Raw genomic sequence first — 22,619 nt, forward strand, 5'->3', positions numbered from 1 at the left:
CACTGGGCCGCGGGGCGGGCCGCCCGCGGCTCAGGAGGGGGCGAGGCGGTAGTTGTGCAGGGGGCGGCCGGGTCCGGTGGCGATCTGCTGGTTGATCAGCTCGGCGAAGCGGCGGTAGCCGTCGCCGGTGGGGTGGAAGCTGCGGGCGTTGACGGTCAGCGGGTCCATGTCCACGGCCAGGCTGTTGAGGTACGGCTGCGGCGTGCCGGCCTCGTGGCCGGTGAACGCCTCGTAGGCGTCGACGTACTCGACGCTGCCGGGGGCGCCGAGGCCGGCCAGGCCGCGGTCGTGCTCGGCCGTGACGGCGCCCACCGTGTCGTTGAGCTTGCGCGTGACGGTGTTGAGCCACCGCTGGTCGGCCACGCTCAGGTTGTCGACCGTGCGGACGGGCGATGCGGGGAACGGCCTGGGGTAGCCGAGGACGATGACCCGGGCCCCCGGCGCGCGGGCGCGCAGCTCGCCGAGCACCCTGGTCAGGCTGGGCCGCAGCTCGGCGATGCGCCGGGCGACCGCGGCGTCCTGGTCGACGCAGGCCGACGACCAGGGCAGCTTGACGATGCACCCGGTCAGGACGTCGGTGAACCCCGCGTCGTTGCCGCCGATGCTGAGCGTCACCAGGCTGGCCGACGGGCCGACGCGGGTGATCTGGGGCTGCTGGCCGTACTGGCCGGACAGGAGCTGGCGGGTGGTGGCGCCGCTGCAGGCGTAGAAGGAGCTGCCGCCGGTGAACGGGTGGGCCTTCGCCACCAGCGGGACGTAGGAGCCGCGGGCGCGGTGACAGCGGTCGGCGCCGTCGTTGACCGGGCCGGTGTCCTGCTCGTAGACGCCCTCGCCGGAGGAGTAGGAGTCGCCGAGCGCGACGTACGTGCCGCTCAGCGCGGCCTGGACGGCCGTCAGCCGGGTCAGCCGCGGCAGGTTGCCGCGCGGCTCCTGGAGCGGCCCGCAGCCGGGGGAGAGCACGGCGCAGGCGAGCTTCGGGTAGACGCCCAGCGGCACGCCGATCAGCGCGAGCACGGCTCCCGCCGCCGCTGCCGCCGCCGCGACCCGCCAGACCTTCCGCCGCCGCCGCTCCGCACCGACCCCGACCGGGGCCCAGGGTTCGACGGCGGTCACGGTGGCGGGCCCGATGGCGCGCACAGTGGCGGGCCCGATGGCAGGCACAGTGGCGGGCTCGGGACCGGTGGTGGCCGGCGGCCCGGCGACGGGGACGGCGGTCGCCGTCTGACCGAGCGCGGGATCGAGTGTGTCGTCCAGCTTGTCCAGTGTGGCCTCCCCCGAGCGGCGACTCCTGCCCGGACGAGACTAACCCGCCTCGTGCGCGGCCTCCCGCGGCCGGCGCCGGCGGCGTACCACCAGCCAGCCGAGCGCGATGCCCGCGACCAGGGCCGGGATGAGGAAGAAGGCCACCCGCTGATCGCGGTCGGCGAACGGCATCAGCAGGATCACCAGCGCCAGGAACCCGAGCGTCAGCCAGTTGGTGTACGGCGAGCCCGGCATCGGGAACGCCGACCGGTGCCCGGTGGCGCGCAGCCGGGTCTGGCAGTAGACCAGCACCCCCCACGTGGTGATCACCCCCAGCGAGGCGACCGCCGTGGCGATGTTGAAGGCACGCTCGGGCAGGTAGTAGAACAGCCCCACGCCGCCGAGGAACATGGCCGCGGTGAACACGATCCCGCCGATCGGCACGTGCCGGGAGCTGAGCGCGGCGGCGAAGGCGGGGGCCTCCCGCTTGGTGGCCATCGACCGCAGGATGCGCCCGGTGGCGTACAGGCCCGAGTTGCAGGACGAGAGCGCGGCCGTGATCACCACGAGGTTCATCGCGTCGGCCGCCCAGGGCACCCCGAGCCCGGCGAAGAACGTGACGAACGGCGAGGTGCCGGCGCTGTAGGACGTCCAGGGCAGGACCATCGCCAGCAGCAGCACCGAGCCCACGTAGAAGATCGCGATGCGCCAGATCACGCCGTTGATCGCCCGCGGCATGACCTCGTGCGGCCGGGCGGTCTCGCCGGCGGTGATGCCGACCAGCTCGATCGAGGCGTAGGCGAACACCACCGACTGCAGGCTCATCAGCACCAGCGGGAAGCCGGTGGGGAAGAAGCCGCCGTGCGCGACCAGGTTCTGCGGCCCGGCCTCGCCGACGGCGAAGACCACCAGCACCAGCGCGACCACCAGGAAGATCACGATGGCCAGCACCTTCAGCATCGCGAACCAGAACTCCAGCTCGCCGAACAGGCGGACCGACAGCAGGTTGACCACCAGCACGAACCCCAGCGCGAGCAGCGCGGTCAGCCACTGGGGGAAGCCGCCGGCCCAGTAATGGACGTACGCGGCGATGGCGGTCAGCTCGGCGATGCCGGTGAAGGCCCAGTTGACCCAGTACATCCAGCCGCTGGCGAAGGCCGCCCACGGGCCGATGAACTCGCCCGCGTACTCGACGAAGGAGCCCGAGGCCGGGCGGTAGAGCACCAGCTCGCCGAGCGCCCGCATGACGAAGAAGGCGGCCAGCCCGGCGGTGGCGTAGGAGAGCACGAGCGCGGGCCCGGTGGCGGCCAGGCGGCCGCCCGCGCCGAGGAAGAGGCCGACCCCGATCGCGCCGCCGATCGCGATCATCTGGATCTGGCGGTTGCCCAGCGCGTGGCTGTACCCCTCGTCGGACTGCGTGCGCACCCGGTGTCTCCTTCATTACTTTGAGTGAGGGAGACGATATCGAGGCCGGTGGCCGCGACGCTTCCGGCGCGCCGGTCCCGCGGGGCGCGCGAGGCGGCTCCGGGATGTCGGTCCGGCCCACTAGAGTCGGAGCGCACCATCGCATCCAGACCCGGGGAGGCGCCGCTCCATGTCGTCCAGCGACTCGTTCGTCCATCTGCATGTGCACACCGAATACTCCATGCTCGACGGGGCCGCCCGGCTCAAGCAGATGTTCAAACAGGTCGGCGACCTGGGCATGCCCGCCATCGCGATCACCGACCACGGCAACATGCACGGCGCGTACGACTTCTACCGGCAGGCGACGGGCGCCGGCATCAAGCCGATCATCGGCATCGAGGCCTACGTCGCGCCGGAGCTGCGGCACAACAAGAAGCCCGTGCTGTGGGGCGAGCCGCACCAGAAGAAGGACGACGTCTCGGCGGGTGGCTACTACACCCACATGACGATCTGGGCGCGCAACAAGACCGGCCTGCACAACCTGATGAAGCTCAGCTCGCGCGCCTACACCGAGGGCTTCGTGCGCAAGTGGGCCCGCATGGACGCCGAGATCCTGGCCGAGCACGCCGACGGCCTGATGGCCACCACCGGCTGCCCGTCGGGCGAGGTGCAGACGAGGCTGCGGCTCGGCCAGTACGACGAGGCGCTCAAGGCCGCCGCGAAATATCAGGAAATCTTCGGCAAGGACAATTTCTTCCTGGAGATCATGGACCACGGCCTCGACATCGAGCGCCGGGTCCGCGACGGCCTGACCCGCATCAGCAAAGAGCTCGCCATCCCGCCGCTGGTGACCAACGACTCCCACTACACCTACGAGTCCGACGCCGCCTCCCACGACGCCCTCCTGTGCATCCAGACCGGCAAGCAGCTGTCCGATCCCGACCGCTTCCGCTTCGACGGCTCCGGCTACTACATCAAGACCGCCGACGAGATGCGCGCCGTCGACTCCTCCGACCTGTGGGCCGAGGGCTGCCGCAACACGCTCCTGGTGGCCGAGAAGGTCGATCCGGCCGGGTTCTTCGAGTTCAAGAACCTCATGCCCACCTACCCCATCCCCGACGGCATGACGGAGAGCGAGTTCTTCCGCAAGACCGTCTGGGAGGGCATGGACCGCCGCTGGCCGGAGGGCTACGACGCCGAGCACAAGCGGCAGGCCGACTACGAGATCGGCATCATCGAGCAGATGGGCTTCCCGAGCTACTTCCTCGTGGTCGCCGACTTCATCATGTGGGCCAAGCAGAACGGCATCCCGGTCGGCCCTGGCCGTGGCTCGGCGGCCGGCTCGCTGGTGGCGTACGCGATGGGCATCACCGACCTCGACCCGCTCCCGCACGGCCTGATCTTCGAGCGCTTCCTCAACCCCGACCGCGTCTCCATGCCCGACGTCGACATCGACTTCGACGAGCGCAGGCGCGGCGACGTGATCCGCTACGTGACCGAGAAGTGGGGCGCCGACAAGGTCGCCATGATCGCCACGTTCGGCACCATCAAGGCGAAGGCCGCCATCAAGGACGCCGGTCGCGTCCTGGGCTATCCCTACGCGCTGGGCGACAAGGTGTCCAAGGCGTTCCCGCCGGCCGTGATGGGCAAGGACATCCCGCTGTCGGGCATCTTCGACAAGGACCACCCGCGTTACAACGAGGCCGGCGAGCTGCGCCGCCTCTACGAGGAAGACGTCGACGTCAAGGCGACGATGGACCTCGGCAAGGGCCTGGAGGGCCTGATCAGGCAGACGGGCGTGCACGCCGCCGGCGTGATCATGTCCCGCGAGGTGATCACCGATCACATCCCGATCATGCGCCGCGACTCCGACGGCGCGATCATCACGCAGTTCGACTACCCGACCTGCGAGACGCTCGGCCTGCTGAAGATGGACTTCCTGGGCCTGCGCAACCTCACGATCATCGACGACTGCCTGAAGATGATCGAGGGCACCACCGGCGAGCAGATCGACCTGCTGAAGCTGCCGCTCGACGACCGCAAGACGTACGAGCTGCTGGGCAGGGGCGACACGCTGGGCGTGTTCCAGCTCGACGGTGGCGGCATGCGCTCGCTGCTGCGGCTGATGAAGCCCGACAACTTCGAGGACATCTCGGCCGTCGGCGCCCTCTACCGTCCCGGCCCGATGGGCGCCAACTCCCACACCAACTACGCCCTGCGCAAGAACGGCCAGCAGGAGATCACCCCGATCCATCCCGAGTTCAAGGAGTCGCTGGCCGAGATCCTCGACACGACCTACGGCCTGATCGTCTATCAGGAGCAGGTCATGGCCATCGCGCAGAAGGTCGCCGGGTTCTCGCTCGGCAAAGCCGACCTGCTGCGCCGGGCGATGGGCAAGAAGAAGAAGGCCGAGCTGGACAAACAGTTCGAGTCCTTCGAGAGCGGCATGAAGGACAACGGCTACTCCTCCGACGCCGTCAAGACGCTCTGGGACATCCTGCTGCCCTTCTCCGACTACGCCTTCAACAAGGCCCACTCGGCGGCCTATGGCCTGGTCTCCTACTGGACGGCCTACCTCAAGGCCAACCACCCGGCCGCGTACATGGCGGCGCTGCTGTCGAGCGTCAAGGACGACAAGGACAAGTCGGCCCTCTACCTCAACGAGTGCCGCCGCATGGGCATCAAGGTGTTCCCGCCCGACGTCAACGACTCCGACTTCGACTTCACCCCGCGCGGCACCGACATCCGCTTCGGCCTGTCGGCGGTGCGCAACGTCGGCGGCAACGTCGTCGACGGCATCATCTCGGCGCGCAAGTCCAAGGGCCGCTTCGCCGACTTCAAGGAGTTCCTGCGCAAGGTGCCCGCGATCGTGTGCAACAAGCGCGTGATCGAGTCGCTGGTCAAGGCCGGGGCCTTCGACTCGCTCGGCCACGTGCGCAAGGGCCTGGTCATGGTGCACGAGCAGGCCGTCGACGCGATCATCGACATCAAGAAGAACGAGGCCATCGGCCAGGACTCCCTGTTCGGCGCGATCGACGGCGGCGAGGACCAGACCTTCGACGTGCAGATCCCGGTCGGGGAGTGGGACAAGAACACGCTGCTGCAGTTCGAGCGGGAGATGCTCGGCCTCTACGTCTCCGACCACCCGCTGTTCGGCGTGGAGCACATCCTGGCCGCCGGGGCCGACTGCTCGATCGCCGCCGTCCAGGACGAGAGCCGGGCCGACGGGCACGTGGTGACGCTGGGCGGCATCCTGAGCGGGGTGCAGCGCAAGGTCACCAAGAAGGGTGACACGTGGGTGCTCACCCAGCTCGAGGACCTCGAAGGCGCGATCGAGGTGATGATCTTCCCGTCGGCTTACCAGCTGTGCTCGACGATCCTGGCCGAAGACGCGATCGTCTTCGTCAAGGGGCGCATCGACAAGCGCGAGGACGTCGCGAAGATCATCGCCATGGAGGTGACCGCGCCCGACCTGACCCAGGAGGCGGGCGGGCCGCTGCTGGTGAGCCTGCCGCTGACCCGGTGCACTCCGCCGGTGGTCGGGCGGCTGAAGGAGATCCTCACCACGCACCCGGGCACCTCGGAGGTGCACCTCCAGGTGCACAACGGGCCGAAGACCACCGTCATGCGGGTCGACGACCGCCTCCGGGTGTCGCCGTCACCGGCGCTGATGGGCGACCTCAAGCAACTCCTCGGCCCGGCCTGCCTGGGCGCCTGACCCTCCGGAGCCACCTGGGCCCGGCCCGCCCCGGCGCCTGACCGCGCCGGGGCTTCTCGGCCCGTCTTGTGGGCGGGTGCCAAGGCGGGCGGGAGAGGTGGGCAAAGGTCGCCGTCGTGTCCCGGCGCGCGGGTGGGGCAGGATCGCAGGGTGAGCGAACTGCACTACCTGACCGCGACCGAGATGGCCCGCCTGATCAGGGCCGGGCAGGTGAGCGCCGTGGAGCTGCTCCAGGCCCACCTCGACCGCATCGAGCAGGTCAACCCCCAGGTCAACGCCATCGTGACGCTGGTGGCCGAGCGGGCGCTGGAGGCGGCCAAGGCGGCCGACGCGGCCGAGCCCGAGGGGCCGCTGCACGGCGTCCCGGTCGCCCACAAGGACCTGGTGGACACCGCGGGCATCCGCACCACGTACGGTTCGCCGCTGTTCGCGCGGAACGTCCCCGACAAGGACGACCTGATCGTGCGCCGCCTGCGCGCCGCCGGGGCGATCACGATCGGCAAGACCAACACGCCCGAGTTCGGCACCGGCTCGCACACCGTCAACGAGGTCTTCGGCGCCACAAGGAACCCCTACGACCTCACCAGGTCGGCCGGCGGCAGCAGCGGCGGGGCCGCGGCGGCCCTGGCCACCGGCATGGTGCCGCTGGCCGACGGCTCCGACATGGGCGGCTCGCTGCGCAACCCCGCCTCGTTCTGCAACGTCGTGGGCCTGCGCCCCACGCCGGGGCGCGTCCCCGACCCCTCCGACACGGCCGCCTGGTACACGCTGGCCGTGCCGGGGCCGATGGCGCGCACGGTCGACGACCTCACGCTGATGCTCGGGGCCGTCGCCGGGTTCGACGCCCGCTCGCCGTTCGCGATCAAGGAGAGGTTCACGCCCGAGCCCGAGGAAGGGGTACGCGGGATGCGGGTGGCGTGGAGCCCCGACCTGGGCGGGCTGCCGGTCGACCCGCGCACGGCCGCGGTGACCGCGACGGCGCCGGCCGTGTTCGAGGAGCTGGGGGCGCACGTGGAGCAGGTCGAGCTCGACCTGTCCGACGCCGAGGACGCCTTCCGGATCTACCGCGCCTGGTACTACGCGCTGTCCTTCGGCGACCTGACCGGCCTCGGCCCCAACACGAGCTGGAACGTCGAGCGGGGCCGCACGGTCACCGGCGCCGACCTGGCCCGCGCCGAACGGCTGCGCAGCGGCCTCTACCAGCGCATGGCCGGCTTCTTCGACACCTACGACGTGCTGATCGCGCCGGTCAGCCAGGTGCCGCCGTTCCCGGTGGAGCAGCCGCACGTGAGCGAGATCAACGGCGAGCCGCTGCCCGACTACCTGGCCTGGATGCGCTCGGCGTACTGGATCAGCGTGCTGCACGCGCCGGCGGCCTCGGTGCCGGCCGGGTTCACACCCGAGGGGCTGCCGGTCGGGGTGCAGATCGTCGGGCGGCCGTTCGCCGACGCCAGGGTGCTGCGCGTGGCCCGCGCGTTCGAGCAGGCCACCGGCCACGGCCTGCGCAGGCCGCCGGTCTAGGGCTCGATCCCGTACGGGTGCCGCAGCGGCGACTCGCGGTAGCCGTGCATGCCTTCCAGCAGCCCGAACAGGCCGACCGCGAGCAGCGGCCAGGCCACCAGCACCCCTTCGGCGGTCAGCTTCAGCGCCCCGGGGACGATCCGCACCCCGGGCTCGGCCGCGGCCTCCACCACCACCGCGCCGACCGTGAACGTGGACCCGGCCCACAACGTGAGGAAGCTGCCCGCCACCCCGCCCGCGCACAACCCGAGCAGCACCGCCAGCATCCAGCGCCGTCCGGCGAACCAGGCCAGACCGCCGCAGAGCAGCCCCAGCGCGCCCGTGATCACCGCGAACCAGCCGTCGGCCGCGATCAGCGCCTGCGTGGTGAGGTCGGCCAGCACCAGGCCATGATCGGTCACCTGGTACGGAGCCCGCGGCGAGATCGCGGACCAGCTCAGCCCGGCGGCGACCCCGAGAGTGGCGAGTATGAGGACAGTTACCGCAAAAGCGCGTACTTCCCTCGTCACGCCATTCCCCCTCACAACTGCATCCGAACCTGCTCGATGGTATCTCCCGGTTAGGCTCGCTTCGTGATTGCAGAAGAGGTCTGGCTGATCGAGCCCTCCGGCCCCCTCCGCGGGGACGTCGTCGTACGGGGCTCCAAGAACGGTGTGTCCAAGCACATGGTCGCCGCCATGCTGGGCAACGGCGAGAGCAGCATCCACAACGCCCCCGACGTGGGCGAGGTGGGCATCACCGCGGCGATGCTGGAGGCGCTCGGCATCCACGTCGAGATCGCCGGTTCCGAGATCCGCATCGAGCGGGGGGCGGAGATCAGGCCGCGGGTGCCCGACGCGTTCACCGGGCTCAACCGCATCCCCATCCTCATGCTCGGGCCGTTGCTGCACCTGGCGGGGGAGGCGTTCGTCCCGCTGGTCGGCGGCGACCCGATCGGGCGGCGGCCGGTGAACTTCCACGTGGAGGCGTTGCGCTCGATGGGGGCCGAGGTGGAGGTGGGGGACGCCGGCATCTCCGCCAAGGCCAAACGGCTCAACGGGGCCCGGCTCGAACTGCCGTACCCCAGCGTGGGGGCGACGGAGACGATCCTCATGTCGGCGGTGCTGGCCGAGGGCAAGACCGTGCTGAAGAACGCCGCCATGGAGCCCGAGGTGGTGGAGCTGGCGCTGTTCCTGCAGCGCATGGGCGCCCGGATCGAGCTGTCGCCCGACCGCCGGATCGTCATCGAGGGCGTCGACCACCTGCGCGGCGCCTCCACCTGGCTGACCGGCGACCGCATCGAGGCGTTCTCCTACCTGGCTGCCGGGCTGGTCACCGGGGGAGAGGTGCGCGTGCACGGCTGCCCCCAGGACCGGCTGGTCACCGCGATCACCACGCTGGCCAGGATGGGCGCCCGGTTCGACATCAACGACGAGTACCTGTGCGCCACCGCCCCGCCCGAGGGCCTGCGCTCGGCGGCCGTGCAGACCGACACCCACCCCGGCTTCATGACCGACTGGCAGACGCCGCTCATGGTGCTGTTCACGCAGAGCCAGGGCATGTCGGTGCTGCACGAGACGGTCTTCGAGAACCGCCTGGTCTACGTGCCCGCGCTGCAGCGGATGGGCTGCGAGATCGAGGTGTTCGACCAGTGCCTGGGCGGGCCGGCCTGCCGTTACCACGACACCAACGCCCGGCACTCGGCCGTGGTGCGCGGGGTCTCCAAGCTCAAGGGCGCCGACGTGACGCTGCCCGACATCAGGGCCGGGTTCTCGGCCGTGCTGGCCGCGGCGGTGGCCGACGGCACGTCCACGCTGCGCGGCGTGCACCACATCGAGCGCGGCTACCACCGGCCGTACGAGCAGTTCGCCTCGCTTGGTCTGAACATCCGAAGAGAACGGTAAAGACCGAGGAAGTGGGCGTTTGCCGATGATCTGCTGGTTGCAGATCATCTGCGTGACCGTACTCAGATCCATCGGTGGCCTCGCCATGGCGGGGGCGCTCGGCGGGGTGCTGGCGGCGGCACTGGCCGTTCCCGTGGTGAGCGGCGGCGGCCTGGCCGCCAAGAACGTCGCCGACACCTTCGTCGACCTGCCGCCCGCGCCCCGCGAGGAGCCCCTGGCGCAGGTGACCAGGCTGCTGGACAAGGACGGCAGGCAGTTCGCCCAGTTCTACGAGGCCAACAGGACGGCCGTGCCGCTCGGGGCCGTGGCGCCCCTGATGCGCAAGGCCATCGTGGCCATCGAGGACGCCCGCTTCTACGAGCACGGCGGCCTCGACGTCCGGGGCACGTTGCGGGCACTGCTCACCAACACGCAGGCGGGCGGCATCCGGCAGGGCGGTTCGTCGCTGACGCAGCAGCTCGTCAAGAACATCCTCGTCGAGAGCGCTCGTAGCGGCGCAGAACGGGACAAGGCGCGCGCCCCCAACCTGGCCCGCAAGATCACCGAACTGCGGTACGCGATGGCACTGGAACACAAGTACCGCAAGGACGAGATCCTTGAGCGTTACCTCAACATCGCCTACTTCGGCGCGGGCGCCCATGGCGTGGAGGCGGCGGCCCGGCGTTTCTTCTCCACCACCGCCTCCAGGCTGACGCTGACCCAGGCGGCCACGCTGGCGGGGGCGGTGCGGATGCCGTACTCGACCGATCCCTCGCTCGGCCGCTCGCACCAGGCGCGGCTGAAGGAGCGGCGCGATCTCGTGCTGGACCGGATGGCCGGGCTCAAGCTGATCACGCAGGCCCAGGCGAGCGCCGCCAAGAGCACGCCGCTGGCCCTGCGGCTGCGGCCCGAGCCGGGCGGCTGCGGGCAGAGCGCGTACCCCTACTACTGCCTGTACGTCCAGAACGAGATGTTGTCGAACCCGGCGTTCGGCAACACCCCGGCCGAGCGGCGGGCCAGGATGGCGAGGGGCGGCCTGGTGATCAGGACCGGCCTCGACCCGGTCGCGCAGCGCGCGGCCGAGCGCGCGATCCGGCGGCACGTCTCGCCGGAGGACAGCGAGGTCGCCGCGGAGGCCATGATCGAGCCCGGCACCGGCCGGATCAGGGCGATGACGGCCAGCAAGGAGTTCGGCCGCAACCGCGGCAACAAGAAGAACGGCCCGAGGACCACCTTCAACCTGGCCGCCGACGTGGCGCACGGCGGCGGCCAGGGCTTCCAGGCGGGCTCGACGTTCAAGGTCTTCACCCTGGCCACGGCGTTGCAGCAGGGCTGGCGGTTCGGCGACGGCTTCCAGACGCCGGGGGAGCTGGTGCCCGCGCAGGGCTACCGCAACTGCGCCGGCCGGCCGGTGAACGACCCCGAAACGCGCATACTCAACGCCAGCGGCGAGGGCTCGGGCGGCCCGCACAGCATCGAGACCGGCACCTGGAAGTCGGTGAACATCTTCTACATGATGCTGGAGCGCAAGGTCGGGCTCTGCAACGTGGTCAAGACGGCCAGGGCGCTCGGGGCGGTGCGGGCCGACGGCAGGCCGCTGCGCGAGGTGCCGACGTTCACGCTGGGCGTCAACGAGATGGACCCGGTGACGGTCGCGGGGGCCTTCGCCACGTTCGCGGCGCGCGGCGTGCACTGCCGGCCGCTGGCGATCGTGGAGATCACCGACCGGAGCGGCCGGCGCGCGCACGTGCCGCCGTCCTGCGAGCAGGTCATGGAACGGCCGGTCGCCGACGCCGTCAACCACGTCCTGTCCGGGGTGTTCGACAAGGGCACCATGCAGGGGCAGAGCATCGGCCGCCCGGCCGCCGGCAAGACCGGCACCAACAACGGCTACACCTCGGCCTGGTTCGCCGGGTACACGCCGGACCTGGCGGCGGCGGTGAGCCTCGGCGACATCCGGGGCTCCTACCGCTACCCGCTCCAGGGCGTGCAGATCGGCGACCAGTACTACGGCGCCGTGCAGGGCGCGTCGCTGCCCGGCCCGATCTGGGTCGAGTCGATGCAGCAGGCCCTGGGCAACACCGAGCCGAGGGGCTTCCCCGGGCCGGACATGGGCCGGTTCGGCGGCGGGTTCACGCCCGGCCTGAAGGAGGCCGAGGCGCAGGAGGAGGACAAGAAGAAGAACAAGCGGCAGGGCGAGCGCGCGTTCTTCCGGCACCACCGGCGGCTGTTCGAGTGGCTGCTCGGGCAGGGCCCGCCCGACCCGTCGTTCCGCCGCCCGCGCCACCGCTCCCGGTAGCCTTCGGGCGGGACGCTCAGCCGGCCTTGCCGATGGGGGCGGTGGCCGCGCGGGTGAGGGTGATCAGGTTGTCGGGGGCGGTCTCGATCTGGAGCCCGCGCCGGCCGGCCGAGAAGTAGATCGTCTCGTGGTCGAGCGCCGAGGAGTCGACCACGGTGGGAAGCTGCTTGCGCTGGCCGAGCGGGCTGATGCCGCCCACCACGTAGCCGGTCACCCGCTCGACCTTGGCCGCGTCGGCCATGGCGGCCCGCTTGCCGCCCAGCGCCGCGGCCAGGGCCTTGAGGTCGAGCTTGCCCGACACCGGCACGACCGCCACCGCGAGGCCGCTCTCGGTCTCGGCGACCAGCGTCTTGAAGATGCGGTCGTAGGGCACGCCGAGCGCGTCGGCCGCCTCCTCGCCGTAGGCCTGGGCGCCCGGGTCGTGGTCGTAGGGGTGGAGCGTGAAGTCGGCCTTGGCCTTGGTCAGCGCCATGGTGGCCGGGGTGCCGCCGCCCTTGCCTTTCGTTTTGCTCACGTCTGACAAGTGTAGCGAATCTACATTGTAAAGGCGCGGCCCGGCGTGTACCCGAGCGCCCGCCGGAAGACGTCGATGAACGCGCTGGCCGAGGCCCAGCCGCAGCGATGGGCGACCACCGTCACCGGCAGGCCGTCGGCCAGCAGCAGCAGCGCCTGGTGCAGGCGGAGCTGGGTGCGCCACTGGGGGAAGCTCATGCCGAGCTCGCGGCGGCACAGCCGGGCGAGCGTGCGCTCGCTGGTGCCCGCCAGGGCGGCGAGGGTGGCGAGGGTACGCCCGTCGGCGGGGTCGTCGTGCAGCGCGGCGCAGACGGCGGCCAGGCGCGGGTCGCGGGCGGCGGGCACGTGGAAGGGCTGCTCGGGGGCGCGTCTGAGCCGGTCGAGCAGGACGGCGAGCAGCCGTTCGCGCTCCTCGCCCACGGGGGCGTCGTCGTCGGTGTAGGCCATGACGAGCTCGCGCAGCAGCGGCCCGACGGCGAGCACGGCGGGCCGGTCGAGCCCGAGCGGGTTGCCGGTGAGCCCGACCAGGCGCAGGTCGGTGCTGCCGTGGGCGCGGTGTTCGTGCACCGTGCCGGCGGGCACCCAGATCGCGCGGTTGGCGGGGGCGACCCAGGTGCCGGCGTCGGTGGTGACGGAGAGCATCCCGGCGCAGGCGTAGGCGATCTGGTGGGTGTCGTGCCGGTGGGCGTCGATGCCCGTGCCGGGCGCCAGGGGGCGGCGGCCGGTGGGTGCCACGGGGGTGTGGCGGATATTCGGCATAGATTGGCATTTTATCGGAAGCAGGCCAAGCCGGGCCAGGGACATCATCGGTGGCGTGAACAGGATCCGGTCGCTGGCGGCGGGGCATGCGTGCGTGGACTTCTACCAGGGCGCGGTGCCCGCGTTGGTGCCGTTCCTGGTGTCCGGGCGGGGGTACGGCTATGTGGCGGTGTCGGGGATCGTGCTGGCGGCCACGTTGTCGTCGTCGGTCGTGCAGCCGGTCTTCGGGCTGCTGACGGACCGGTGGCGGATGCCGTGGCTGATCCCGTCGGCCACGGTGGTGGCCGGGGCGGGGGTGGCGTGCGCGGGGGTGACGGGGTCGTACGCGGTGACGTGGCTGGCGGCGGCGGTGTCGGGGCTGGGGGTGGCCGCCTACCATCCGGAGTCGGCGCGGCTGGCCAGGATCGCCAGTGAGGGCGGCCATGTGCCGATGAGCTGGTTCTCGTTGGGCGGGACGCTGGGGTTCGCCTCGGCGCCGGTGCTGGTGACGCCGCTGTTGTCGGCGTGGGGGCTGGGGGCCTCGCCGCTGCTGGCGGCGCCGGCGGTGCTGGGGGCGGCGCTGACGCTCCCGGCGGTGCGGGCCCTGGCGGGCGGCCGGGGCGGGGCGCGTCCGGCGGTGCGGGCGGCGGGCCGTGACGACTGGCCGGGGTTCGCCCGGCTGACGTCGGTGATCGTCTTCCGGTCGGTGGTGTACGTCGGTCTGAGCGCGTTCGTGGCCCTGTACGTGGGCGGCGGCGCGGCGGGCGCGGTGGCGTTGTTCGTGCTGTTCGCGGGCGGGGCGGCGGGCACGGTGCTGGGCGGCCGGCTGGCGGCCCGGTGGGGGAGGGTGCCGGCGATGCGGGTGGCGTACGCGGCGGCGGTGCCGGCGGTGGCCGGGGTGGTGCTGGCGCCGGGTCCGCTGGTCTACGTCTTCGTCGCCGCGTCGTCGGTCGCCCTGTACGTCCCGTTCTCCCTGCACGTGACCCTGGGCCAGGATTTCCTGCCGAACCGGGTGGGCACGGCGAGCGGCGTCACGCTGGGGCTGGCGGTGAGCGTGGGCGGCCTGACCAGCCCGCTGGTGGGCGCGCTCGCCGAGGCCGCCTCGCTCAGGACGGCGCTGGCCTGCCTGATCGCCTTCCCGGTGCTGGCCTGGCTGCTGGCGCGGACGCTGCGGGAGCCGGCGCCGGCCGCGTCCTAGCCGGTGGCGGTGCGCAGGCGCAGGACGGCGGAGTTGTCGCGCTGGGCGGGGTCGAGGCGGGTGGAGGTGACGTGCATGGTGACCGGCAGGGTGGCGTCCGCGTCGCGGCCGACGGCGACCTTGGCGGAGATGCGCACCGGTCGGCCGGGGTGGATGACGTCGATCACGCATTCGGCCCGGTGGTCGCCGTGGCGGCAGGTGGCGCCGTTGACGGAGGTCAGGGTGGCGCCGGGCGGGAGGGTGAGGGTGACGGGCACCTGGGCGGCGGCCATGAGCCCGCGCATGGTGACGGTCGCGGTGACGGTGGCGGTGCCGCCGCGGCGGACGGGCGAGGAGGGGCCGGCGGCGTCGAGGGAGAGGGAGTCGTAGACGCCCTGGGGGTCGGCCTGGCGGACGATCGCGCCGTAGCTCTCCTGGTTGAGCGCGTTGGCGACGGAGTTGCCGTCGGGCTCGCCGTCCTCCTTGCCGGCCGACAGCACGCCGACCAGGTCGTCGCTGCCGCGGACGACCCACGGCCCGCCGCTGTGGCCCTTGGCCAGGTGGCAGTTGTAGGTCTCCATCCGTCCGGCCGGGTCGCCGGTGCCGGCCAGCCGGGCGGCGAGCATGTCGCCGGTGGTGTTCTCGCCGCGGGCCTGCTGGGTGCGGCCGAGGCACCAGAGCTGGTCGCGGCCGTCGTAGGGGCGGCGGCCGAGCACGCCGGGGTAGCCGGAGGTGGCGATGGTGAAGCGGCCGCCCTCGTTGCGCAGGGGGGTGAGGGCGCCGACGGTGTCCTGCAGGGTGCGGTTCCTGCCGCCGACCTCGACGAGCGCGACGTCGTAGACGGAGTTCCAGTCGCCGCCGGTGCGTCCGGTGTAGGCGTCGGGCTTCCAGGCGCGCCGTCCGCCCCATCTGCCGTACGGCTCGCGCTGCGCGGCGGTGGCGGCGCGGCCGTCGTAGGCGGGGACGAAGGCGAAGTTGGTGTGCCAGGTGCCGGACGCGGAGCCGTCGGGGCTGCTGTAGACGCAGTGGGCGGCGGTGATGACCAGCAGCCTGCTGGCCGAGCGGACGACGGAGGCGCTGCAGGAGTCGTCGCGGCCGGTGGCGTTGACGAAGAACAGGCGGCCGGTGACGCGGCTGTTGCCGTCGGCGGTGTACGGCCGGTTCACGGGGGCGTAGCCGTTGGTGTCGCCGCCGGGGGTGAGCCGTTTGGCGCCCGGCACGCTGCGCCGCTCGGCCGCGCTGTGGTCGGCCGTGTCGTGGCCGGTCGTGCTGAGGGGGAGGGCGACGGCCTTGGCCTTGGCCTGTTTGCCGGGCGTCCAGTACCGGGCGGCGCGTCCGGGGCGCATGAGCGGCGACGACGCGGCGCCCGGACTACGGTCCCGGCTCGGGGCCTTGGCAGGGCTCTGAGCAGGGCTCTGGGCAGGGCTCTGCGCAGGGCGTTGGGCGGGGCTCTGTGCGGGGGCCTTGAGCGGCGGCGGTTCGGCGGTGGCGGGCACGGTGGTGAGCGCGGTGATGAGCGAGACGCCGACGAGCGCGGCCAGCGTGGTGACCAGGGTCTTCGACACGATGTCCCCTTGGGCGGTCCGAAGCGATTTCGATCACTGTAAGTCATGACTTCATCGCTTACCGTGGCCAAACAGGACGTGTCGCGCCATGTCCTCTGCGTGCGGTGTCAGCCCGCCGCGGCGTCCCCCTGGGCGAGGAACTCGGCGGTGCTGGCGTCGCCGGGTTCGCGGTCGGGGCGCAGGCCGCGCCAGGAGGGGTGGCGCAGGCGGCCGTCGCCGGTGACCTCGGCGTACTGGACCTCGCCGACGACGCGGGGTTCGACCCAGCGGGCGTGGCGGGCGTGCTCGCGCGGGACGGGCTCGTCGAAGGGCGGGCCGGGGCGCTCCAGGGGCGCGAGGAGGTCCTGGAGGTCGCGCAGCATCTGCTGGGTGAAGCCGGTGCCGACGTGCCCGACGTAGAGCAGGCGGCCGCGCGGGTCGTACGCGCCGAGCAGCAGCGAACCGATCATGCCGGACCGCCGTCCGCCGCCGGGGTGCCAGCCGCCGATGACGACCTCGGCGGCGCTGACGTTCTTGACCTTGGTCCATTCGCCGCTGCGCCGGCCGGGCCGGTAGGGGGAGCCGAGCCGCTTGCAGACGATCCCTTCGAGCCCGAGCTGGCGGGAGGAGTCGAAGGCGCGGTCGGCGTGGTCGGCGAACCACACCGGCACCTCCCAGCGGAAGCCGGGCCGCAGGGTGCCCTCCAGCAGCTCGCGGCGCTCGCGGTAGGGGCGGCCGATCACGCTGTCGTCGTCGAGGTGCAGGATGTCGAAGGCCATGAACGTCACCGGGACCGCCCGGGTGAGCTCGGCGACGGTGGCGGGGTTGCGCTGGTGCATACGGGGCTGGAGGGCGGCGAAGCTGGGGCGTCCGGTCTCGTCGAAGGCGACGATCTCGCCGTCGATCACGGCCGCGTGCCGGCCGGTGGAGCCGGCCATGAGCTGCAGCTCGGGGTAGGCGGGGGTGATGTCCTTGTTGTTACGGGACATCAGGCGGACCGAGCCGCCTTCGACGTAGGCGAGGGCGCGTACGCCGTCCCATTTCATCTCCACGGCCCAGCCCTCGCCCTGGACGGAGGTCAGGGTGCCCAGCTGGGCCATCATCGGCGCGTAGGCCGGCAGCCCCACCATGGATCATGCCGTACCCCGGGGGGTTGATCGACAGTGGCGGGCCGGGGTCTACAAATGGTCAAGCGGGGTGTCTTCCACCAGCTCGCCGAGGTCTACGCCGTGTTCGTCCAGTTCGGAGACGGTCTTGCAGTAGCCGCGCAGGTACGTCCGGCCGTTGACACGGTGGGAGACGCGCAGCAGTGGACGATCATCGAGGATGATCGCCTCCACCAGGATGCCGCCGGGGGCTCGCCACTGTCCCATGCCGCCCAGGGTAGGCGAGTGGACATAATGGACATGTAATGCGAAAGGCATTACGAACCGTCTACGCCGCGCCGAGCGGGGCAAACGGTCGCAAGGTTATTTTTAACTCACCGAGAGTTTTCTTTGCCGCAGGGTGTTAGACGCCTGGCGGGCCGGGCAGAAGGGGGCCAGGCCATTCCCCCGGCCGTGACCGCGCCCCCGTGGCGGCCACGGCCTCTCGGCCCCGGCTTGGCCCGGTCCGGGGCTCTGGTGGCCGCGAGCGCGGTGTCGGCGAACGCCGCGCTCGCGGCCCCCGTAACCTGTCCCAACCTGCGTCCCGCATTCTGGACAGAAGCGGATCCGGGGCCCGGACTCCGTAGACTGTCAGGGTGATTTCCCGTATTGACATGCGCGGTTCCCTTCCTGCGGACCTGCGCGACGTGCTGCCACGCGCCGAGCTCGACGTCGAGGCCGCCCTGGAGAAGGTGCGGCCCATCTGCGACGACGTGCGCCATCGCGGGGCGGCAGCCGTACGGGAGCTGACCGCCAGGTTCGACGGTGTCGAGATCGCCTCCACCCGCGTCCCCGTCGATGTCGTCCGGCGGGCGCTCGACGAGCTCGACCCGCGGGTCAGGGCCGCGCTGGAGGAGTCGATCAGGCGGGCCCGGCTGGTCCACCGCGCCCAGCGCCGCTCCGACGTCACCACGCAGGTCGTGCCCGGCGGCACGGTGACCGAGCGCTGGGTGCCGGTCGACCGCGTGGGCCTCTACGTGCCCGGCGGCCGTGCCGTCTATCCCTCCAGCGTGGTCATGAACGTCGTCCCGGCCCAGGAGGCGGGCGTCGCCTCGCTGGCCGTCACCAGCCCGGCCCAGAAGGAGTTCGGCGGGCTGCCCCACCCCACCATCCTGGCCGCGTGCGCGCTGCTCGGCGTCGACGAGGTCTACTCCGTGGGCGGGGCGCAGGCCGTGGCCATGTTCGCCTACGGCACCGAGGAGTGCCCGCCCGCGACCATGGTGACCGGCCCCGGCAACATCTGGGTCGCCGCCGCCAAGCGCCTGCTCAAGGGCCGCATCGGCATCGACTCCGAGGCCGGCCCCACCGAGATCGCCATCCTGGCCGACGAGACCGCCGACCCGGTGCACGTCGCCGCCGACCTGATCAGCCAGGCCGAGCACGACACGATCGCCGCCGCCGTCCTGGTCACCACCAGCCCCGAGCTGGCCGAGGCGGTCGAGAAGGAGCTGCCGGGCCAGGTCTCGGCCACCCGCCACTCCGAGCGCATCACCGAGGCGCTGGGCGGCCGCCAGTCGGGCATCGTGCTGGTCTCCTCGATCGACGACGGCATCAAGGTCGTCGACGCGTACGCGGCCGAGCACCTGGAGATCCACACCGCCGACGCGGCCGAGGTCGCGGCCCGCGTCCGCAACGCCGGGGCGATCTTCGTCGGCCCCTACGCGCCGGTCTCGCTCGGCGACTACCTCGCCGGGTCCAACCACGTGCTGCCCACGGGCGGCTGCGCCTGCCACTCCAGCGGCCTTTCGGTGCAGTCGTTCCTGCGCGGCATCCACGTCGTCGACTACACCCGCGACGCGCTGGCCCGCGCGGCGGCCCACGTGTCGGTGCTGGCCGACGCCGAAGACCTGCCGGCGCACGGCGCCGCGATCCGCGCCCGCTTCGACTGGCGAGTCCCCACGGAGTCAGAGTGAACCCCACCGACGTGACGCCCGCCGACGTGACGCTCGACGACCTGCCGATCCGCGACGACCTGAAGGGCCGCTCGCCCTACGGTGCGCCGCAGATCGACGTGCCGGTCCGGCTCAACACCAACGAGAACCCCTATCCGCCCTCGCCCGCGCTGGTCGCCGACCTGGCCGAGGCCGTCGCCGCGAACGCCGGCGAGCTCAACCGCTACCCCGACCGCGACGCCACCGAGCTGCGTGCCGACCTGGCCGCCTACCTGGGCCACGGGCTGAGTCCCGAGCAGGTGTGGGCGGCCAACGGCTCCAACGAGGTGCTCCAGCAGATCCTGCAGGCCTTCGGCGGCCACGGCCGCACCGCCATCGGGTTCGAGCCGTCGTACTCGATGCACCCGATCCTCACCGCCGGCACCAGCACCGAGTGGATCAGCGCCGTCCGCGAGGACGACTTCTCGCTCGACCCCGGCAAGGCCGTCGCGGCGATCGAGGAGCACCGGCCCGACATCGTCTTCCTGGCCTCGCCCAACAACCCGACCGGCACCGCGCAGCCGCTGTCGACGATCGAGGCCGTGCTGGCCGCCGCGCCGGGCGTGGTGGTGATCGACGAGGCCTACGCCGAGTTCGCCCGCCAGGGCACTCCGTCGGCGCTCACGCTGCTGCCGCGCCACCCGAGGCTGATCGTCACCCGCACGATGTCCAAGGCGTTCGCCATGGCCGGCACCCGCCTCGGCTACCTGGCCGCGCACCCGGCCGTGGTGCAGGCGCTGCTGCTGGTGCGGCTGCCGTACCACCTGTCCACGCTCACCCAGACGGCCGCGCGGGTCGCGCTGCGCCACCGCGCCGAGCTGCTCGGCACGGTCGACGCGCTGCGCGCCGAGCGCGACGCCACGGTCACGTGGCTGCGCGGCAAGGGGCTGTCGGTGGCCGACTCCGACGCCAACTTCGTGCTGTTCGGGCGGTTCCCCGACCGGCGCAAGGTGTGGGAGGGGCTGTTGGCACGCGGCGTGCTCATCCGCGAGGTGGGCCCGCCAGAATGGCTGCGTGTGTCGATCGGCACCGGCGAGGAGATGGCGGCCTTCCGCGCCGCGATGGAGGAGGTTCTGTGAGTCGCGTAGGGCGCGTGGAGCGGGCAACGAAGGAGACCTCGGTCCTGGTCGAGGTGGGCCTCGACGGCACCGGCCTGGTCGACGTCTCGACCGGGGTGGGCTTCTTCGACCACATGCTGGCCCAGCTCGGCAAGCACGGTCTGTTCGACCTGACCGTCAAGACCGAGGGTGACCTGCACATCGACGCCCACCACACGATCGAGGACACCGCGCTGGCGCTGGGCGCGGCCTTCCGCCAGGCGCTGGGCGACAAGTCCGGCATCCGGCGGTTCGGCAGCGCGTCGTGCCCGCTGGACGAGTCGCTGGCCCAGGTGACGGTCGACCTTTCCGGGCGGCCGTACCTCGTGCACACCGAGCCCGAGGGCATGGCCCCGATGATCGGCCCCGACTACGACACGACGATGACCCGGCACATCCTGGAGTCGCTGGTGGCCCAGGCGGCCATCTGCCTGCACGTGCACGTGCCGTACGGGCGCAACGCCCATCACATCGTCGAGGCCCAGTTCAAGGCGCTGGCCAGGGCGATGCGCGAGGCGTCCGAGCTCGACCCGCGCGCCTCGGGCGTGCCGAGCACCAAGGGCGTGCTGTGACCGACAACCTCATCGCGGGCGTGATGGTGTTCCTCGGGCTGTTCCTCGCCGGAGGCGTCTTCTCGCTGGCCAAGCAGGGTCTCAAGGTGGGCGCGGCGTGCTGCGCGCTCGGCGCGGCGATGGCGATCACGGCGGGGGTGTTGTGGTGGTGAGCAAGAACATCGTGGTGCTCGACTACGGCTCGGGCAACCTGCGCTCGGCCGAGCGGGCCCTGGCCAGGGTGGGCGCGGACGTCACCGTGACCGCCGACTTCGACACGGCGCTCAACGCCGACGGGCTGGTCGTGCCGGGCGTCGGCGCGTTCGCGGCCTGCATGGCCGGGCTCAAGGGCGTCCACGGCGACCGGGTCATCGGCCGCCGCCTGGCCGGCGGTCGTCCGGTGCTGGGCATCTGCGTCGGCATGCAGATCCTGTTCGCCCGGGGCGTCGAGCACGGCGTCGAGACCGAGGGCTGCGGCGAGTGGCCGGGCACGGTCGAGCGGCTGGAGGCGCCCGTGCTGCCGCACATGGGCTGGAACACGGTCAAGGCGCCCGCTGACAGCGTGCTGTTCGCCGGGCTCGACGCCGCCACCCGTTTCTACTTCGTGCACTCCTACGGCGTGCGCGAGTGGGAGCTGCATCCTGCCGACCCCGGTTTCGCCGCGCCCGTGGTGACCTGGGCCGAGCACGGCGTGCCGTTCGTGGCCGCCGCCGAGAACGGCCCGCTCATGGCCACCCAGTTCCACCCGGAGAAGTCCGGCGACGCCGGAGCCGCCCTGCTGAGGAACTGGCTAGAGACGGTATGAGCAAGGAGCGGGCGCGCCGGCGGGCCGAGCGGGAGGCCGAGCGGGCGCGCGCGATCCGGCGCAACGAGGAGCGGCAGGCGCGCCGCGCCCGGCGCCGCGCCCTGACCGCCCGCCTGATCCCGCGCCCGGTCAGGTTCGCCCGGCAGGGCGGCCTGATCGCCCGCCGCCATCGCGCCCAGAACGTCGCGGTGGCGCTCGGCTTCCTGATCGTGCAGGCGATCGTGTGGCTGGTCTGGGGCTCACCGGCGGTGAGCCTCGCCGTGTTCGTCTTCTCCCTGCTGCTCGCACCTGTTGTCGTGACCCTCGCTTTCGACCGGAGGACCTGAATGTCGCTCGTATTGCTTCCCGCCGTGGACGTGGCCGATGGCCAGGCCGTACGCCTCGTCCAGGGTGAGGCCGGGACCGAGACCGGCTTCGGCGAGCCGCTCGCCGCGGCGCTGGCCTGGCAGGAGGCGGGCGCCGAGTGGATCCATCTGGTCGACCTCGACGCCGCGTTCGGCAGGGGCTCCAACAAGGAGCTGATCAGCGAGGTGATCGGCAAGCTCGACGTCAAGGTGGAGCTGTCCGGCGGCATCCGCGACGACGAGTCGCTGGCCGCCGCCCTGGCCACCGGCTGCCGCCGGGTCAACATCGGCACCGCCGCCCTGGAGAACCCCGACTGGTGCCGGAAGATCATCGCCGAGCACGGCGACCGGATCGCGGTGGGCCTCGACGTGCGCGGCACCACGCTGGCCGCCCGCGGCTGGACGAAGGAGGGCGGCGACCTGTGGGAGGTGCTCGACCGCCTGGAGGCCGACGGCTGCCCCCGTTACGTCGTCACCGACGTGACCAAGGACGGCATGCTCCAGGGGCCCAATCTCGACCTCTACCGGCGGATCTGCGCACACACCGACAAGCCCGTGATCGCCAGTGGCGGAGTGTCCAGTCTTGACGACCTGGTGGCACTGGCTTCTCTCGTCCCGGACGGAGTGGAGGGAGCCATCGTGGGCAGGGCCCTGTACGCTCACGCGTTCACTCTGGAGGACGCGCTGGCCGCGGTACGCGTTTAGCTTCGCCGGGAGGGGGCGGAATG

At 72.0% G+C, this 22,619-nt stretch carries 20 protein-coding genes; 12 read left to right on the top strand and 8 right to left on the bottom strand.

The features are described from left to right. Positions 1 to 30: 30 nt before the first annotated feature. Positions 31 to 1,161, bottom strand: coding sequence for an SGNH/GDSL hydrolase family protein (locus ABZ459_RS09705; protein ID WP_357968090.1), 1,131 nt, complete (start codon positions 1,159 to 1,161; stop codon positions 31 to 33). A gap of 141 nt (positions 1,162 to 1,302) precedes the next feature. After that, positions 1,303 to 2,667, bottom strand: a complete 1,365-nt coding sequence (locus ABZ459_RS09710; RefSeq protein WP_357968091.1) for an amino acid permease — start codon at positions 2,665 to 2,667, stop codon at positions 1,303 to 1,305. A 169-nt stretch (positions 2,668 to 2,836) separates the two neighbouring features. Here ABZ459_RS09710 and dnaE point away from each other — a divergent pair, with 169 nt between their 5' ends. Together dnaE and ABZ459_RS09720 are read left to right on the top strand one after the other, a co-directional pair. Further along, on the top strand, positions 2,837 to 6,364 hold the full coding sequence (dnaE, locus tag ABZ459_RS09715) for a DNA polymerase III subunit alpha (RefSeq protein ID WP_357968094.1): 3,528 nt from the start codon (positions 2,837 to 2,839) through the stop codon (positions 6,362 to 6,364). A 150-nt stretch (positions 6,365 to 6,514) separates the two neighbouring features. Next, positions 6,515 to 7,885 carry an amidase gene (locus tag ABZ459_RS09720; protein ID WP_357968097.1) on the top strand — a complete coding sequence of 457 codons (1,371 nt, stop codon included), beginning with the start codon at positions 6,515 to 6,517 and terminating at the stop codon, positions 7,883 to 7,885. Here ABZ459_RS09720 and ABZ459_RS09725 read toward each other — a convergent pair. Continuing rightward, positions 7,882 to 8,394: a hypothetical protein gene (locus ABZ459_RS09725; RefSeq protein WP_357968099.1), complete on the bottom strand. Its 513-nt coding sequence runs from the start codon at positions 8,392 to 8,394 to the stop codon at positions 7,882 to 7,884. The genes ABZ459_RS09720 and ABZ459_RS09725 overlap by 4 nt on opposite strands. Positions 8,395 to 8,457: 63 nt before the next feature. On the opposite strand from ABZ459_RS09725, the gene murA reads away from it, so the two are divergent. Next, a complete protein-coding gene (gene murA, locus ABZ459_RS09730; RefSeq protein WP_357968102.1) occupies positions 8,458 to 9,768 on the top strand; it encodes a UDP-N-acetylglucosamine 1-carboxyvinyltransferase in 1,311 nt (436 codons plus the stop codon). A gap of 25 nt (positions 9,769 to 9,793) precedes the next feature. Next, positions 9,794 to 12,046 carry a transglycosylase domain-containing protein gene (locus ABZ459_RS09735; RefSeq protein WP_357968104.1) on the top strand — a complete coding sequence of 751 codons (2,253 nt, stop codon included), beginning with the start codon at positions 9,794 to 9,796 and terminating at the stop codon, positions 12,044 to 12,046. 16 nt (positions 12,047 to 12,062) lie between these two features. Here the strand turns inward: ABZ459_RS09735 and ybaK are convergent, their stop codons facing one another. Continuing rightward, complete coding sequence (gene ybaK / locus ABZ459_RS09740) at positions 12,063 to 12,518, bottom strand: Cys-tRNA(Pro) deacylase (protein ID WP_357968507.1); 456 nt, start codon at positions 12,516 to 12,518, stop codon at positions 12,063 to 12,065. A gap of 62 nt (positions 12,519 to 12,580) precedes the next feature. Next, positions 12,581 to 13,318, bottom strand: coding sequence for a helix-turn-helix transcriptional regulator (locus tag ABZ459_RS09745; RefSeq protein ID WP_357968106.1), 738 nt, complete (start codon positions 13,316 to 13,318; stop codon positions 12,581 to 12,583). A gap of 55 nt (positions 13,319 to 13,373) precedes the next feature. Here ABZ459_RS09745 and ABZ459_RS09750 point away from each other — a divergent pair, with 55 nt between their 5' ends. Then, positions 13,374 to 14,495, top strand: a complete 1,122-nt coding sequence (locus tag ABZ459_RS09750) for an MFS transporter (protein ID WP_357968108.1) — start codon at positions 13,374 to 13,376, stop codon at positions 14,493 to 14,495. On the opposite strand, the gene ABZ459_RS09755 is transcribed toward ABZ459_RS09750, so the two are convergent. From ABZ459_RS09755 to ABZ459_RS09765, 3 genes are all read right to left on the bottom strand, one after another. Continuing rightward, the gene (locus tag ABZ459_RS09755; RefSeq protein WP_357968110.1) at positions 14,492 to 16,039 is read right to left on the bottom strand and encodes a trypsin-like peptidase domain-containing protein; all 1,548 of its coding nucleotides are present in this window, start codon (positions 16,037 to 16,039) and stop codon (positions 14,492 to 14,494) included. The genes ABZ459_RS09750 and ABZ459_RS09755 overlap by 4 nt on opposite strands. Positions 16,040 to 16,146: 107 nt before the next feature. Continuing rightward, complete coding sequence (gene ligD, locus ABZ459_RS09760) at positions 16,147 to 17,148, bottom strand: non-homologous end-joining DNA ligase (protein WP_357968112.1); 1,002 nt, start codon at positions 17,146 to 17,148, stop codon at positions 16,147 to 16,149. A gap of 48 nt (positions 17,149 to 17,196) precedes the next feature. After that, the gene (locus tag ABZ459_RS09765) at positions 17,197 to 17,391 is read right to left on the bottom strand and encodes a hypothetical protein (protein ID WP_352358385.1); all 195 of its coding nucleotides are present in this window, start codon (positions 17,389 to 17,391) and stop codon (positions 17,197 to 17,199) included. Positions 17,392 to 17,759: 368 nt separating this feature from the next. Between ABZ459_RS09765 and hisD the strand changes: the two genes are divergently transcribed. The 7 genes from hisD to priA are packed head-to-tail and all read left to right on the top strand — an operon-like array spanning position 17,760 to position 22,596. After that, the gene (gene hisD, locus ABZ459_RS09770) at positions 17,760 to 19,076 is read left to right on the top strand and encodes a histidinol dehydrogenase (RefSeq protein WP_357968115.1); all 1,317 of its coding nucleotides are present in this window, start codon (positions 17,760 to 17,762) and stop codon (positions 19,074 to 19,076) included. Continuing rightward, entirely contained in the window at positions 19,073 to 20,173 is a 1,101-nt protein-coding gene (locus tag ABZ459_RS09775) for a histidinol-phosphate transaminase (RefSeq protein WP_357968118.1), read from the top strand. The genes hisD and ABZ459_RS09775 overlap by 4 nt, the downstream gene beginning before the upstream one ends. Further along, the gene (hisB, locus tag ABZ459_RS09780; protein ID WP_357968121.1) at positions 20,170 to 20,763 is read left to right on the top strand and encodes an imidazoleglycerol-phosphate dehydratase HisB; all 594 of its coding nucleotides are present in this window, start codon (positions 20,170 to 20,172) and stop codon (positions 20,761 to 20,763) included. Before ABZ459_RS09775 ends, hisB begins: the two co-directional genes overlap by 4 nt. Continuing rightward, positions 20,760 to 20,915 carry a hypothetical protein gene (locus ABZ459_RS09785; protein WP_352326349.1) on the top strand — a complete coding sequence of 52 codons (156 nt, stop codon included), beginning with the start codon at positions 20,760 to 20,762 and terminating at the stop codon, positions 20,913 to 20,915. The genes hisB and ABZ459_RS09785 overlap by 4 nt, the downstream gene beginning before the upstream one ends. Next, positions 20,912 to 21,547, top strand: a complete 636-nt coding sequence (gene hisH / locus ABZ459_RS09790) for an imidazole glycerol phosphate synthase subunit HisH (protein ID WP_357968122.1) — start codon at positions 20,912 to 20,914, stop codon at positions 21,545 to 21,547. Before ABZ459_RS09785 ends, hisH begins: the two co-directional genes overlap by 4 nt. Next, positions 21,544 to 21,873: a hypothetical protein gene (locus tag ABZ459_RS09795; protein WP_352358374.1), complete on the top strand. Its 330-nt coding sequence runs from the start codon at positions 21,544 to 21,546 to the stop codon at positions 21,871 to 21,873. The genes hisH and ABZ459_RS09795 overlap by 4 nt, the downstream gene beginning before the upstream one ends. Beyond that, entirely contained in the window at positions 21,874 to 22,596 is a 723-nt protein-coding gene (priA, locus tag ABZ459_RS09800; protein WP_352326353.1) for a bifunctional 1-(5-phosphoribosyl)-5-((5-phosphoribosylamino)methylideneamino)imidazole-4-carboxamide isomerase/phosphoribosylanthranilate isomerase PriA, read from the top strand. Positions 22,597 to 22,619: the final 23 nt, after the last annotated feature.

The organism is Nonomuraea sp. NPDC005692 (assembly GCF_040631115.1).
Classification (GTDB): domain Bacteria; phylum Actinomycetota; class Actinomycetes; order Streptosporangiales; family Streptosporangiaceae; genus Nonomuraea.